The organism is Lactococcus petauri, from assembly GCF_002154895.1.
Lineage (GTDB): Bacteria > Bacillota > Bacilli > Lactobacillales > Streptococcaceae > Lactococcus > Lactococcus petauri.
The window spans coordinates 248659-263088 of the sequence record NZ_MUIZ01000001.1 but is presented as its reverse complement, the minus strand read 5'-3'; the positions used below and the strand labels follow the sequence as shown (position 1 = coordinate 263088).

Here is a 14430-nt window from a genome sequence, read left to right as displayed (position 1 = left end):
AGAGTGAGGTACTCTATTTTCTATTGGACATTATTTCTGTGAAATGGGATAATATAACTAATGATTACCGATATGAATAGGCTCAATCAAGAGCTGATAAAATTTTATAAAAAAGCTGATATTCCTCAACATCTTGCAGATGCTGTGACTTACTCACTTGCTGCAGGCGGTAAAAGAATTCGTCCACTTTTGTTTCTGAAGATGTTAGAATCACTAGGAGTTACACTTGAAACGGCACATTATCAAGTGGCGACAACTGTTGAGATGATTCATGCGGGCAGCTTGATTCATGATGATCTACCCGCTATGGATAATGATGATTATCGCCGAGGTCAGCTCACCAATCATAAAAAGTTTGATGAAGCAACAGCGATATTGGCGGGAGATGCGCTCTTTTTAGATCCCTACTATCTATTGGCTACTGCTTCTTTACCAGCTGTAATGGTTGTTTCCTTAGTCAAAGAACTTTCTTTTGCAAGCGGTGCTTTGGGCATGGTTGCTGGACAGATTTTAGATATGGAGGGAGAAGGCAAAAACTTATCTTTAGAGCAGGTAAAGAAAATTCATCATTTGAAAACAGGAAGAATGTTAACCTTTCCTTTTGTTGCTGCTGGAATTATTGCTGAACAGTCTGAAGCAGTAATCGCAAAATTAAGAGAAATTGGTCAAAATCTAGGCTTAGCTTTCCAAATACGTGACGATATTATTGATGTTACAGGAACATTTGAAGAAATAGGAAAAACGCCTGGAAAGGACCAAGCAGAAGAAAAGTCAACCTATGTGGCCTTGCTCGGATTAAAAGGAGCTCAAGAAGCTTTAGAAGAATTATTAACGGCTGTGAAAAGTGATTTGGCACAGATAACTTCAAGTGCTGAAATTGTCGAAATTATAGAAAGTTTAGAAATAAAATGAAAGAAAGAGTAGATGTTTTAGCAGCAAATCAAGGCTTGTTCGAAACGCGAGAACAAGCAAAACGGGGAGTTATGGCTGGCTTAGTAGTAGATGCCAAGTCAGGGGAACGCTTTGACAAACCAGGACAAAAGATAGAAGAAGCAACAGAACTAAGACTCAAAGGTGAAAAACTTAAATATGTGAGTCGCGGTGGCTTGAAATTAGAAAAAGCTCTTTTAGAGTTTGGACTTTCTGTGGAAAATAAAACTTGCTTGGATATTGGAGCTTCAACTGGTGGTTTTACAGATGTTATGCTACAAAATGGCGCCAAACGTGTCTATGCTCTCGATGTCGGAACCAACCAACTGGCATGGAAACTTCGTAAAGACGAGCGTGTGGTTGTTATGGAACAGTTTAACTTCCGCAAGGCTGTCTTAGATGATTTTACGCAAGGACAACCTGAGTTTACTTCGATTGATGTGAGCTTTATCTCACTTGACTTGATTTTACCGCCTTTGTTTGATATTTTAGCTCAAGATGGTGATGTGGCTGCCTTGATCAAGCCACAGTTTGAAGCTGGTCGTGAGCAAGTGGGGAAAAATGGCATTATTAAAGACCCGAAGATTCACAAACAAACGATAGACAAAGTGATTCAAAAAGCTTTGAGTACTGGATTTTCAGTCAAAAATCTCACCTTTTCACCAATTAAAGGTGGCGCAGGAAATGTTGAATTTCTAGTACACTTAAAAAAAGAAGAGACAGCTACAGTGGCGCCTCTTGTTGATATTGAAGCTGTACTCCAAACAGAAAAGGAAACATTAGTATGAGAAGAGAAGAACGCCTTGATTTTATTTCAAGACTCATCACAACTAAAGAAGTACAAACACAAGATGAGCTTGTCCAAGAGCTTTTGGCTAATGATATTGATGTGACACAAGCCACAGTCTCTCGTGATATTAAGTCACTTGCCCTAATTAAAATTCCTGGAAGTCGTGGGGGTTATCGTTACGCATTGCCCCAACAACATGATGAAGAACAAAAGGACCTGCTGCATAATGAGTTAGCCAATGAGGCCATCTTAGAATTGAAGATGCATGATAATATGATTTCAATCACTGCTAAACCAGGGACGACCAGTGTGATTAAAAAAAGCCTCATCAATCGTTACAATAAGAAGATTTTTTCTATTATGACGGACGATGATAGTATTTTGATTATTTGTGAAACAAGACGGCAAGCAAATACCGTTTATGACGAATTAAGTTTGTAAAAGGAAAAAGTATGCTACAAGAAATTTCTATCAAGAACTTTGCGATTATCGAAGAGATTCATCTTTCTTTTGAAAGTGGGATGACCATTTTGACTGGGGAGACAGGCGCTGGTAAGTCAATCATTATTGATGCTATGGGACTTTTACTCGGTGGACGGAGTTCCAGTGATTTTGTCCGTACAGGTAAAGATAAGGCCGAAATTGAAGGTCTATTTTTTGCAGGGAAAAATGCAGAGTTGGATCAAAAGTTAGAAAACTTGGGCCTTGAAAGAAGTACTGAGCTCATTTTACGCCGTGATATTTTTGCTAATGGGCGCTCTGTTTGTCGGGTGAATGGGCAAATGGTAAATCTGACTACCTTACGTGAAATCGGCGAGCTTTTGGTTGATATTCACGGTCAACATGACAATCAAGAATTGATGAATGCTAAACATCATCTTCGACTTCTTGATGAGTTTGGTGATGAAAATTTTGAACAAATTAAGGCAGAATACCAAGTTAAGTTTGAGCATTATAAAAAAATTCGTCAAGCACTTGAAACACGTCAAAAGAACGAACAAGAATTTGCCCAACGTATCGAAATCTTGCAGTTTCAAGTTGAAGAAATTGAAGCAGCTGAGATTGATCTAAAAGAAGATGAGCAATTGCAGATCCGCCGTGATAAGCTGAACAACGCTAAAAATATAGCAGATGCTTTAAATACAGCCTATTTGGCTTTAGACGATGAAGAGGGTGATTTTTCAAGTCTGAGCGGAATACGTACAGCCATGGCAGAACTCGAAAATGTTGCAGAATTTGATCAAGATTACCAAGATTTGTCTGATAAAACGATGGATGCTTATTACTTGCTTGAGGAAGTTTCAACCAAGTTATCAACAGCAATTGAAGGTATAGAGTTTAATCCCACAGAACTTTTGCAAATCGAAGAGAGAATTCTCACTTTGAATACTTTGCGAAAAAAATATGGTCCAGAACTTTCTGACGTATTGAAAACCTTGGAAAAAATCCAACTTGAACTCTCAGATTTGATGGGTGGAACTGAAAATAGTGAGAGCCTTGAAGAAGCACTGAAAGAAGCGCAAGCAGAATTACTAATTGCAAGTGAACATCTTAACACAGCACGTCATGCAATCGCGAAAGAATTAGAGACAGATATTAAAAAGGAACTTGCTGATTTGTATATGGAAAAAGCTGATTTTTCTGTACAGTTTGAGAGTGGGAAATTCTCAAGCAAGGGTAATGAACAAGTAGAGTTTTATATTCAAACTAATCCAGGTGAGGGGTTCAAACCCTTGGCCAAAACGGCTTCAGGAGGCGAACTTTCACGCTTGATGCTTGCTATTAAATCAAGTTTTTCAAGACGAGAAAATAAAACATCGATTGTGTTCGATGAGGTTGATACAGGTGTATCTGGACGAGTAGCCCAAGCTATTGCTCAAAAAATTTATAAAATCGCTCAAGCAGGTCAAGTTTTAGCTATCTCACATTTACCACAGGTGGTGGCTATTGCGGATACACAATTTTATATTGAAAAGGCGTCGACAGATGATGTCACTACTTCAACAGTAAGAAAATTGAAACTGGAAGAGCGAGTTGAAGAAGTAGCAAAAATGTTAGCTGGAGATGACATAACAGTAGAAGCTCTCGCGCAAGCAAAACGATTATTAATGAAATGAGGAGATTATGTTTAATTTGAAAGAGTTCAAACAATCCTATCAAAAATTTTGGTTAGGCTATATTTCTTTTAAAGAAAGAACCAGTCGAAAAGACTATTGGCTCGCAATGTTAGGCCATATTTTAGTGACAGTTGTCCTACTTGCCTTTGCCACTTTGTTCCATCTTTTATCAAGTGATGTTTTACCAGATTTGTGGTCTGTATTTTCATATTTTTTCATTGCTTTATGGATATGTTATGGTCTAGTGGCTTTCTGCCCTTTCTTAGCTATAGCCGTACGTCGCTTACGCGATGTTAGTCTTCCTTGGGAATTGATTTTTGTAATTCTAGCTCCTTTTGGTGGTTTCTTCGGCATTCTTATTTTGAATGCTCTGCCTGCTGCTCAATCTGCAGCGGCCTTACCAGAATTTTCAGAACCGACTTATGGGCCAGCACGGATAGAAGAAAATGGTCAAGAGAACTTTTTGCAAGCGATCAAAAACTATTTTCTCGGTTATGTTTCCTTCAGAGGAAGAACAAGTCGCCTAAGTTTTTGGTTTGTTCAACTGATATTTGCTCTGGTATTTGCAGTGCTAGGAGTAATGTTTGTGGGGATTCATTTCTTTGAAAACATCCTCTTCGGAGGTGCATTTATTGCGACCTGGATGATGCTTGCCTTACTCTTTCTTATCGGAGTTGGCTTCTTGTTACCCACACTTGCATTGTTTACACGTCGCTTACGCGATGCTGGCTTATCCAATTATGGGATTGGATTAATCTTTTTTGTAGCTTTGTCTTTGTTCTTATTGAGCAATATAAGCCACGCTGTAGATGCTGTTAGCTTTGGAATTCATGATTTTTCATTGCTCAATTATCTTCTCTTCCTTGCTGACTTTGTCTTCATTATTACTCTCCTCTTTGTTTTACTTCAAGACAAAGATCAACTTTTACAAAAGGAAAAAACACTTCTATTTAGAAGGAAAGGCTGAAATATTCAGTCTTTTTTGCTATAATAAATAAAATCACTAAAGAAATAAGGATATGTTTTGAATTATAAATTAAGAGAAATTTCAGCTGAAGAATTCGCTCAATTCAATGAAAATGTAAGCCAAGGGAGTTTTTTACAGACTCCTGAAATGGCAGAGCTGATGATGGCAAACGGCTGGGAAGTAACTTTATTAGCTGTCCAATCAGATAAAATTGAAATGGCTGCTCTTTTGGGTGCAAAAAATATGACTGGAGGAAAACACTACGAAATCCAGTATGGCCCAATTTACCAAGAGTACCAAGAAGACGTAGAAAAGTTTTTCTACAAAGAATTACGTCAGTTTGTTAAAGACCATGGTGGCATGGAACTTTTAGTTATTCCTAATACAAATTATCAAGAGTTTGATAGTGCAGGTAATGCGTTGACTGCCGAAAACAAGCAGTTTATTCAATCAATGCAGGAGTTAAATTACGAACATACGGGCTTAGAAGTTGGTTACAACAAACGTGGCGAGTCTACATGGCACTATGTGAAAGATCTTTCTGATATCGCAGATGATAAAAAACTTTTAAAATCTTATACGAAAGATGGACAATACTCTGTTAAGAAAACCCAACAGTTTGGGATTCGAGTGCGTCCTTTAGCTTATGAAGAACTTGATAAGTTCAAAAAGATTACTTCAGAAACGTCGGAACGCCGTGGTTATGATGATCATGATTTGCCTTACTACCAAAGTCTTTATAAAACTTTTGGCGACAAGGCAGAGTTTTTAGTGGCTGAGATTAATTTCGCAGACTATGAAGCGGCAATTTTAGCTCAAATGGATAAACTTACTGGACAGATTGAAAAAACGAAAAAAGAAGGTAAACGCAAAGAGTTAGAAAGCCAGCTAGAAACTCAAAAAGTTCGTTTAGCAGAAGCGCGTGAATTTATTGCTCAACATGGGCGCGAGGATATTATCTTAGCGGGATCACTCTTTATCTATGGTGCAAGTGAAACTATCTATCTGTTTAGTGGATCATACGAAGCTTTTAAAAAGCTATATGCGCCGTTTGCTATTCAGCATTACGTAATGAAGAAAACCCTCGATAAAGGCGTGAAAAGTTATAATTTCTTTGGAGTAGCTGGAACTTTTGACGGTACAGATGGCGTTCTGCACTTTAAACAGAACTTTGCAGGGTATGTTGTACGTAAAGTTGGTTATTTCAATTATTATCCAAAACCAGTTAAACACAAAGTTTTAAGTATGGTTAAGACACTTTTAGGTAGAAAATAATGGAATTCTTAGAAATCTCACAAGAACAATTTACAGCTTTTGCAGCTGAAAAAACGGAGTCATTTTTACAAACCCCACAAATGGCAGAAATGTTAGAAAAACGTGGTTATAAACCGATTTTCCTCGCTGTAAAAGTCAATGACCAGATTAAAATGGCAGCACTTATGACTTCTGTTTCTGTTTCAGGTGGTGCAAAGTTGGAAATTAACTTTGGCCCTATTGGCAATTTTGATCAGATGGTCTATAACTGTTTTATTCAAGAATTAAAAAAATATGCGAAAAATCAGCAAGCTCTAGAAGTGAAGATACGTCCAGCTGTCGACTATATGGTTTATGACAGCAAAGGTCAAGAACTTCAAGAAGCTAATGAGTCTTTCATTTCAGAAATGAAAAAGCTTGGCTTAACTTACAATGGTCGACATGTGGGTTATGAAGAGCAGGATGCCGTTGCCGAATGGCAATACATCAAAGATCTTTCTGAAATACACAGTGAAGAAGAACTTCTCAAGAGTTACAACTCTAACGCAAAACGTAACGTTAAAAAAGCGATAAAAAATGAAGTAACAGTTAAAATAGCTACTTATGAAGAACTCTTTGAAGTGGAACGTTTGATTGGTAACACAGGTGAAAAGCGTCATTTTGCAACCAAAGATTTGGCCTATTATCAAGAACTTTATAAGGCTTTTGGCAATAAAATCGAATTTTTGATTACTTATAAAGATGGAGTGGCAATTGCAGCTGGTGTCTTTATTGAAGTCAATCAAGAATTTCTTTACCTTTATGGTGGATCTGACGGCGCTTATGGCAAGTTAGGTGGCCCTTTCCTTATGCAGCATACAGCCATGCTTCATGCAATTGAGCGTCAGATGAAAACCTATAATTTTTATGGTATCTCAGGAAACTTTGATGGCAGTGATGGTGTTTTGAAATTTAAGCAAAATTTTGGGGGCTATATCACACAAAAAGTAGGAGAATTCTCCTACTATCCAAACCCTGTAAAATATAAACTTATTCAAGGAATGAAAAAAATATTAGGGCGTGTTTAACTTAAAAAGCTGACGAAATCGTTTCGTCGGTTTTTTGTGTTAAAGATGGATGGAATTTAAAATGTAAAAAACTTTTGACAAATTTGCTATAATGAAGGCATGGAAACTTTATACGATTTAACAATTATCGGTGCTGGTCCTGTTGGACTTTATGCCGGGTTTTATGCTGGGATGCGGGGAATGACGGTCAAGATAATCGAAGCTCTAGAAGAAGCTGGCGGTCAACCTCAAACACTTTATCCAGATAAAATGATATATGATATAGCAGGTTTGCCTGAGATTTCAGGAGCAGATCTAACGGCCAACCTTTTGTCACAACTTGCTCGCGTGCCACATGAACTATATTTAGATGAAAAAGTTGAAAATATTAGCCAAGAAGAGAAAAATAAGCATTTTGTACTGCAAACAAGTAAAAGTACACATCATTCGAAAGCAGTATTGTTAACAACAGGATCTGGCTTGCTCAGTCCGCGTAAGCTTAATCTCGAGAAAGAAGAAGAACTTCATGCATTAGGGAAATTGAATTACTTTATTCAAAACTTAGAAGAATATCGTGAAAAAGAAGTTGCGGTTCTTGGCGGGGGCGACAGTGCACTGGATTGGGCACTGATGTTGGAAAAAGTTTCCAGAAAAGTTCACCTTATTCATCGTCGACCTTCTTTCCGAGCTCATGCTTTAACAGTGGCAGAGCTGGAACAATCAACCGTTGAAATACATACACCTTATCTTCCGCAGGAGCTATCACCTGAAGGCCTTAAGTTGCAACGTGTAAAATCCGATGAGCTCAATCATTTAGCAGTAGATAAAATACTCGTAAACTATGGAATGATGACAAACCATGTTGATTTAAATGAAGAACTCGAACTAAGCCGTAGAGGAAGAATAACGGCTAACCGCCAACAAGAGACCAATATTTCAGGGCTTTATGTAGCGGGAGATGCCAGTGATTACGATGGGAAAGCTCCCTTAATGTCAGTTGGTTTTGGAGAAGCTGTACTGGCAATCAATGATATGACTCAAAAGCTTAAATTTAGCCATAGCTTACAAAAAGGACATTCTTCAAGCCTGTTTGGTAAATGAGGAGAAAATAAGGTATAATGGGTAGTAAACGAATGATTTACAGAAATTTAGGAAAACATTATGCTTATTAACTTACTTATCTTAATATTACTTATATGGGCCTTTCTGGTTGGCTATTCAAGAGGCTTAGTCTTACAGGCTTTATATAGCTTGGGGATCATTATATCTGCAATTATTGCCTTCTTAAATTATAAGGAACTTGCTTCAAAATTAACGATGTGGGTACCTTTCTCCAGTGCAACAGCAGATTCACGATTACTGTTTTTTGATAATAACTTGCTTTTCCAAATCGATGATGCCTTCTATGCTGGTCTTGCTTTTATGATTATTTTCGTTATTTCTTATGCGGTGATACGTCTACTCGGACTTTTTGTCCACATTACACGTTTGCAACCCTTCGGAAAAACTGGAAAAATTATCGCAGGTGTTCTTGCACTCGGAGCAACTTATTTCGGCCTACAAATGGCTGTTACTTTACTTGCGCTTGTACCCATGCCCACTGTTCAAAACCATTTGAATGCTTCCGCTTTGGTTCGCTTGATGGTTAGCCACACTCCGATTTCTTCGGGGATGCTGAAAAATATATTTATTGAAAATATAATAGGTAATATTTAGAATTTATGAATAAAAAAATTATCCAAATTTTAGAATTTGACAAGGTCAAAGAGCAATTCTTGGCCTTTTTAACAACCGCTCAAGGCAAAAAAGAGTTGGAAGAATTAGAACCCCTCTCTGATGCCACTAAAATCCAAAACTTATTTGATGAATTGGCAGAATTTGAAAAGTTAGCTCAAGAAAATGGGCAGCTTCATCTTTCAAAAACGGCCGATATCAGTGAAATTTTGCGCCGCTTAGAATTAGATGCTCAATTGAGTGGGCGAGAATTTGTCGAAATAAAAAAAGTTGTCCAACAAGGGCTTAATATTTTGCGTTATTTTGACGAAGCAGAGAATGTTGAAATACCAACACTTGAGGAACTCATCCAAAAATTTTCTGATCTTTCTCCTGTGCATAAAACACTTGGAATTTTTGATAACTCTGGGGCACTTTACGACAATGCATCTGCTGAACTGATGCACATTCGTTCAGCCATTAAACGTTATCAGTCAGACATTAAAAAAGTGATGCAGGAACTTTTGTCTAAAAATGCAGGTTCTCTCACTGAAAATTTAATCACGGTTCGTAATGATCGCCAAGTGTTGCCTGTACGTGCAGACAGTAAAAATAAAATAGCAGGTGTGGTGCATGATATGTCTGCCTCAGGACAAACACTCTATATTGAACCCAATGCTGCCGTTTCGCTTAACAATAATTTAAACCAAAAGAAAATCGAAGAAAAAAATGAAATGCTTCGAATTTTTCGAGCAGTCAGTGAAGAACTTAAACCCTACAGTTTGGATATTCGGCAAAATGCATGGTTACAAGGTCATCTCGACTTGATTAAAGCCAAGTATAACTACTTATTGAAGCATAAGGCTAGTATTCCTGAGTTAACCCAAAACAAAGACATCTGTTTTTATGAGGCACGTCATCCTTTGATTGATCCAAATGTAGTTGTGGCCAATGACATCAAATTTGACAGTAGTTTAAACACAATTGTAATTACGGGACCAAATACTGGGGGTAAAACAATTACCCTAAAAACTGTAGGTCTGCTTACTATTATGGCGCAATCTGGTTTGCCTATTCTTACCAGTACAGGCAGTCGTGCACATGTCTTCCAGGATATTTTTGCGGATATCGGGGATGAACAGTCAATTGAGCAAAATCTCTCGACTTTCTCTAGTCACATGACCAATATTGTCGCTATTCTAGACAAGGCAGATCATAACGCATTGGTGCTCTTTGACGAACTTGGTGCAGGGACGGATCCCAAAGAAGGTGCCGCTTTGGCCATTGCAATTTTAGAATATTTACGTGGTAAACACGTGAAGACAATGGCGAGTACGCACTATCCAGAACTTAAAGCATATGGTGTTGAAACACCTGAAGTTCTTAATGCGAGCATGGAGTTTGATATCGATAAAATGCGCCCTGTTTTTCGTCTGCAGCTGGGTGTACCAGGTCGCTCAAATGCTTTAGAAATTTCACGACGTTTAGGTTTGTCAGACCAAATCATTCAGGAGGCTAGTAATATGGTTTCTGATGAGGAACACGATGTCAATCATATGATCGCAAGCTTAGAGGAAAAAACGCGTGAAGTAACAGAAGCAGCAGCCAATATTAAGAAGTTAGAACGAGAAAATATAAATCTTCATAAAGATCTAACCAAGGTTTATGATCAGATTAATCGAGAGCGTGAGCATGAGCTAGAGAAAGCAAAACAAGAAGCCCAAGAAGTTGTGAAAAAGGCCAGTCAAGAAGCTCAAGAAATTCTCAAAACATTGAATGATAAAGCGCAGCTCAAACCTCACGAAATCATTGCAGCCCGTAGCGAGCTTGAAAACCTAGTTCCATCTGTTGATTACAGTAAAAACAAAGTTTTGAAGAAAGCTAAGGCACAACGTGGGTTGAAGCAAGGAGCTGAAGTGGTGGTTACAGCATATGGGCAACGTGGAAAACTTATTCGTCTTGAAAAAGATGGACGTTGGCAGGTGCAAATGGGATCAATAATGACCAAACTGCAAGAAGATGAATTTGAGCTAACAGAGGAAGAGCTTGCTAAGAACCAACCTGCAAAAACGAAAGCCGTAACCCGAAAAGTAAGCAATAAAGTGAAAGCACAGCTTGATTTACGTGGTATGAGATATGAGGAAGCAGAGCTAGAATTGGATAACTATATTGATCAGGCCTTGCTTGCTAACTTATTACAAATTACCATTGTTCATGGTATCGGAACTGGTGTAATTCGTGAAATGGTACAGAAGAAGCTGCAAAAACACCGGCATATTAAGAGTTATGAGTATGCTCCTGTGAACGCTGGCGGAAGTGGCGCAACAATTGCAACCTTGAAATGACTCAAAATATAAAAACAATCATAATATTTGTAAAGTAGATAAAAATTCGCTAGAATGTACTCATAATAAAGAACGAGGAACGAAAAATGGAATATAACATTACTGATGCTACATTTAAAGAAGAAATTAAAGAAGGACTTGTGCTTGTAGATTTTTGGGCAACTTGGTGTGGCCCATGTCGTATGCAAGCTCCAATTCTTGAACAATTAGGAGAAGAACTTGACGAGTCTGAACTTAAAATTTGTAAGTTAGACGTTGATGAAAATCCTGAAACACCTCAAGCTTTTGGCGTTATGAGCATTCCAACTTTGATCTTCTTTAAAGACGGTCAAATGGTGAAACAAGTTGTCGGTGTTCAAACAAAAGCTCAATTGAAGGCAATTGTAGCGGAACTTTCATAAGAAAATAAAAAGAATGCCTCTTGGGGTATTCCTTTTTTTGTTTCAAATTATTGGTTATGTTTGACAATAAGGTACAGTGCAATTAAAATGGAAGACTCACATGAACGAAAACAGCGTGACAAAAACTCGGCAAAATGGTATCATTGAAAAGTTGAGATGGAAATCTCTAGATATGAAGGATAAAGGAGACTGATGATGTCGAAGAAAAAAGATACAGAAATTGAAGTTATTGACACAAAAACAGGTGTTCAAGTCAAATCAGGTAAAAAAATCATCGCTGATATTAATGAAGAAAATGGTAGTTTTGTTGTGGTGGCTTCTGGTAAAGAACTGGCGGTTACCCGAAATTTTGCAGATGCCATGGAAGAAGCAATCAAAGCCTATAATTTAGGCGCCTAATTTTATTTTATATCTCAGAGGTTAGAGTTAATCCTTGAAATCCTCTCATGATTTTGATAAAATATTTACTGTTGTCGAAAGATAGACAGTGGGGTATAGCCAAGCGGTAAGGCAAGGGACTTTGACTCCCTCATGCGTTGGTTCGAATCCAGCTACCCCAGTTGGTCAAACAGGTTCAAACTGAGCCTGTTTTTTTTAATAATTTTTGATAGAATAGAGATATGTACACAGTAAAAATTGGACTCGATCCTCAACTACATGACAAGTTTGTTGCTGCCTCTGGTATGCCAAACCTTTTACAAACCTCAAAATGGGCGACCATCAAAAGCAGTTGGAAATCGGAAATCATTGGATTTTATCAAGATGATAAGCTGGTTGCAAGTAGCTTGGTCTTGATTCGCCCCCTTCCATTGGGATTCACAATGCTTTATATCCCACGCGGAATTTTGATGGATTATACAGATAAAGCTTTATTAAAGTTTGTTCTGTTAGAATTGAAAAAATTTGGTAAAAGTCAAAAAGCACTTTTTATCAAGTTTGATCCGGCTTACAAATTTGACGATGCATATGATCTTCTGACGAATTTAACAAGTGCAGGTGTTGAGTATACTGGACGTACTACAGAAATGCATGATACGATTCAGCCTCGTTACAATGCTGTCATTTATAAAGAAGATTTTTCAGAAGAAAATTTAGATAAAAAAACACGTCAATTTATTCGTAAAGCACGCAATTCTTATCCAGAAGTTACTTTTGGTGGAAAGGAGTTAGTTCCTGTTTTTGCTGAATTGATGAAGAAGACAGAAGCACGTAAAAACGTAAGTCTTCGTAATGCTGATTATTATACAAAACTTTTAGACACTTATGGCTCGAATGCTTTTATTACTTTAGTAAAATTTAATATGGCTAAGGTAAAAAAAGATATGGAAGCAAATGTTGAAAAGATTAAAGATAATCAAGCAAAAGCCAAAAATGAAAAACGCTTAAAAACTTTAACTGAAGAACTTGCTATTGCTGAGAAAAACGTTGCGGACATTACGCAGTTTATCGCAGAAAAAGGAGAGATTATTCCGGTAGCAGGAACTTTATCTATCAATGCTTTTGGCGCTGCTGAAACCCTTTATGCTGGGACAGATACAGCATTCCAAAAATATTATCCTTCTTATCTAGTATGGTTTGAAACAATTCAACATGCATTTGAAAATGGAGCAAATACTTTGAATATGGGTGGCCTTGAAAATTCCCTTTCCGAAAAAGATGGATTATTGAAGTTTAAAAAGCACTTCAATCCACGTATTGAGGAATATGTAGGCGAGTTTGACCTCCCTGTAAGTAAACTTCTTTATAAAATGGCAAACGCCATGTATATGCGTCGAAAGACCAAACATTAAGAACAAGAGAAAAAAAGTTTACAATATATTGTAAACCACTATACATTTTGGAGAAAAATGTTATAATGAATATTAGCTATTAGGGAAGGATGGCGTTTTTCGCCTGTAAACTTGTAAACATGGAATTCAAGCATGATACTGTAATGCTACACGAAACTGTTGATATGCTTGAGGTGAAACCTGATGGCATCTATGTGGATGCAACTCTTGGTGGTGCAGGTCACAGTGAGTATCTTTTGAGTAAGTTGACAACAGGTCATCTCTACGCATTTGACCAAGATGATACTGCCCACGAAAATGCAAAGGTTCGTCTTAAAGCTGCTTTGGCAGAAAACAAGGTGACATTGATAAAGAGTAACTTCCGCTACTTACGTTCAAGTCTTGCAGACTTAGGAGTTACAAAAATTGATGGTATTCTTTATGATTTAGGTGTCTCAAGCCCACAGTTTGATGACAGCCAACGTGGTTTTTCTTATAAGAAGGAAGCACGATTAGATATGAGAATGGATCAATCTCAAGCACTTTCTGCATATGAAGTTGTAAATGACTATCCTTATGAGGATTTAGTACGCATCTTTTACCGCTATGGTGAAGAGAAGTTTTCAAAGCAAATTGCTCGAAAGATTGAACAAGCACGTAAGCTTCAACCTATTGAAATGACGACAGAGCTGGCGGATATCATTAAGTCAGCACTTCCTCAAAAAGAGCTCAAGAAAAAAGGCCATCCTGCCAAGCGTATTTTTCAAGCAATCCGAATCGAAGTAAATGACGAACTAGGAGCAGCTGAAGAATCAATAGAAGAAGCGATTGATCTGCTTAACGTTTCTGGACGAATAAGTGTGATTACTTTCCATTCTTTAGAGGATCGTTTAACGAAAACAATTTTTAAAGAATACAGCACAGTTGACGTGCCGAAAGGACTTCCTATGATTCCGAAAGATATGGAAGCAAAACTCAAGTTAGTCAATCGTAAGCCCGTTCTTGCGAGTGAAGAAGAACTTGCTTTTAACAATAGAGCGCACAGTGCTAAGCTTCGTGTGGCTGAAAAACAAAAAGATTAAAACTGATGAAAAAGGA

14 protein-coding genes and 1 tRNA gene are annotated in these 14430 nt (G+C 37.6%); all 15 read left to right on the top strand.

Annotated elements, in window-relative coordinates; translation table 11 throughout:
- Positions 1-60: 60 nt before the first annotated feature.
- The 15 genes from BZZ03_RS01415 to rsmH all read left to right on the top strand — a co-directional run bounded on the left by BZZ03_RS01415 (position 61) and on the right by rsmH (position 14414).
- Positions 61-912, top strand: a complete 852-nt coding sequence (locus BZZ03_RS01415) for a polyprenyl synthetase family protein (RefSeq protein ID WP_086582168.1) — start codon at positions 61-63, stop codon at positions 910-912.
- Positions 909-1718 carry a TlyA family RNA methyltransferase gene (locus BZZ03_RS01410; protein ID WP_086582166.1) on the top strand — a complete coding sequence of 270 codons (810 nt, stop codon included), beginning with the start codon at positions 909-911 and terminating at the stop codon, positions 1716-1718. Before BZZ03_RS01415 ends, BZZ03_RS01410 begins: the two co-directional genes overlap by 4 nt.
- Positions 1715-2161, top strand: coding sequence for an arginine repressor (locus tag BZZ03_RS01405; RefSeq protein WP_019293749.1), 447 nt, complete (start codon positions 1715-1717; stop codon positions 2159-2161). The genes BZZ03_RS01410 and BZZ03_RS01405 overlap by 4 nt, the downstream gene beginning before the upstream one ends.
- Positions 2162-2172: 11 nt before the next feature.
- Positions 2173-3837 (top strand): DNA repair protein RecN, encoded by a 1665-nt coding sequence (gene recN / locus BZZ03_RS01400; RefSeq protein ID WP_061413393.1) that lies wholly within the window; start codon positions 2173-2175, stop codon positions 3835-3837.
- A gap of 7 nt (positions 3838-3844) precedes the next feature.
- Positions 3845-4804 (top strand): DUF805 domain-containing protein, encoded by a 960-nt coding sequence (locus BZZ03_RS01395; RefSeq protein ID WP_086582165.1) that lies wholly within the window; start codon positions 3845-3847, stop codon positions 4802-4804.
- A 57-nt stretch (positions 4805-4861) separates the two neighbouring features.
- The gene (locus tag BZZ03_RS01390; protein WP_086582163.1) at positions 4862-6079 is read left to right on the top strand and encodes an aminoacyltransferase; all 1218 of its coding nucleotides are present in this window, start codon (positions 4862-4864) and stop codon (positions 6077-6079) included.
- Positions 6079-7125, top strand: a complete 1047-nt coding sequence (locus BZZ03_RS01385; protein ID WP_019292007.1) for a peptidoglycan bridge formation glycyltransferase FemA/FemB family protein — start codon at positions 6079-6081, stop codon at positions 7123-7125. Before BZZ03_RS01390 ends, BZZ03_RS01385 begins: the two co-directional genes overlap by 1 nt.
- Positions 7126-7224: 99 nt before the next feature.
- The gene (locus BZZ03_RS01380; protein WP_086582161.1) at positions 7225-8205 is read left to right on the top strand and encodes an NAD(P)/FAD-dependent oxidoreductase; all 981 of its coding nucleotides are present in this window, start codon (positions 7225-7227) and stop codon (positions 8203-8205) included.
- 60 nt (positions 8206-8265) lie between these two features.
- Positions 8266-8820, top strand: coding sequence for a CvpA family protein (locus tag BZZ03_RS01375; RefSeq protein WP_019293745.1), 555 nt, complete (start codon positions 8266-8268; stop codon positions 8818-8820).
- A 5-nt stretch (positions 8821-8825) separates the two neighbouring features.
- Complete coding sequence (locus BZZ03_RS01370; protein WP_086582159.1) at positions 8826-11162, top strand: endonuclease MutS2; 2337 nt, start codon at positions 8826-8828, stop codon at positions 11160-11162.
- 86 nt (positions 11163-11248) lie between these two features.
- Positions 11249-11563, top strand: coding sequence for a thioredoxin (gene trxA / locus BZZ03_RS01365; RefSeq protein ID WP_004258600.1), 315 nt, complete (start codon positions 11249-11251; stop codon positions 11561-11563).
- Positions 11564-11758: 195 nt separating this feature from the next.
- Positions 11759-11962, top strand: coding sequence for a DUF2969 domain-containing protein (locus BZZ03_RS01360; RefSeq protein ID WP_004258597.1), 204 nt, complete (start codon positions 11759-11761; stop codon positions 11960-11962).
- A gap of 89 nt (positions 11963-12051) precedes the next feature.
- Positions 12052-12123: transfer RNA gene (locus tag BZZ03_RS01355), tRNA-Gln, on the top strand.
- 60 nt (positions 12124-12183) lie between these two features.
- Positions 12184-13353 carry a peptidoglycan bridge formation glycyltransferase FemA/FemB family protein gene (locus tag BZZ03_RS01350; protein WP_086582157.1) on the top strand — a complete coding sequence of 390 codons (1170 nt, stop codon included), beginning with the start codon at positions 12184-12186 and terminating at the stop codon, positions 13351-13353.
- A gap of 119 nt (positions 13354-13472) precedes the next feature.
- Positions 13473-14414: a 16S rRNA (cytosine(1402)-N(4))-methyltransferase RsmH gene (gene rsmH, locus BZZ03_RS01345; protein ID WP_004258590.1), complete on the top strand. Its 942-nt coding sequence runs from the start codon at positions 13473-13475 to the stop codon at positions 14412-14414.
- Positions 14415-14430 lie beyond the last annotated feature (16 nt).

Coding starts and splice junctions, on each gene's coding strand:
- BZZ03_RS01415 (WP_086582168.1), top strand. CDS start 61: ATGATTACCGATATGAATAGGCTCAATCAAGAGCTGATAAAATTTTAT.
- BZZ03_RS01410 (WP_086582166.1), top strand. CDS start 909: ATGAAAGAAAGAGTAGATGTTTTAGCAGCAAATCAAGGCTTGTTCGAA.
- BZZ03_RS01405 (WP_019293749.1), top strand. CDS start 1,715: ATGAGAAGAGAAGAACGCCTTGATTTTATTTCAAGACTCATCACAACT.
- recN (WP_061413393.1), top strand. CDS start 2,173: ATGCTACAAGAAATTTCTATCAAGAACTTTGCGATTATCGAAGAGATT.
- BZZ03_RS01395 (WP_086582165.1), top strand. CDS start 3,845: ATGTTTAATTTGAAAGAGTTCAAACAATCCTATCAAAAATTTTGGTTA.
- BZZ03_RS01385 (WP_019292007.1), top strand. CDS start 6,079: ATGGAATTCTTAGAAATCTCACAAGAACAATTTACAGCTTTTGCAGCT.
- BZZ03_RS01380 (WP_086582161.1), top strand. CDS start 7,225: ATGGAAACTTTATACGATTTAACAATTATCGGTGCTGGTCCTGTTGGA.
- BZZ03_RS01375 (WP_019293745.1), top strand. CDS start 8,266: ATGCTTATTAACTTACTTATCTTAATATTACTTATATGGGCCTTTCTG.
- BZZ03_RS01370 (WP_086582159.1), top strand. CDS start 8,826: ATGAATAAAAAAATTATCCAAATTTTAGAATTTGACAAGGTCAAAGAG.
- trxA (WP_004258600.1), top strand. CDS start 11,249: ATGGAATATAACATTACTGATGCTACATTTAAAGAAGAAATTAAAGAA.
- BZZ03_RS01360 (WP_004258597.1), top strand. CDS start 11,759: ATGTCGAAGAAAAAAGATACAGAAATTGAAGTTATTGACACAAAAACA.
- BZZ03_RS01350 (WP_086582157.1), top strand. CDS start 12,184: ATGTACACAGTAAAAATTGGACTCGATCCTCAACTACATGACAAGTTT.
- rsmH (WP_004258590.1), top strand. CDS start 13,473: ATGGAATTCAAGCATGATACTGTAATGCTACACGAAACTGTTGATATG.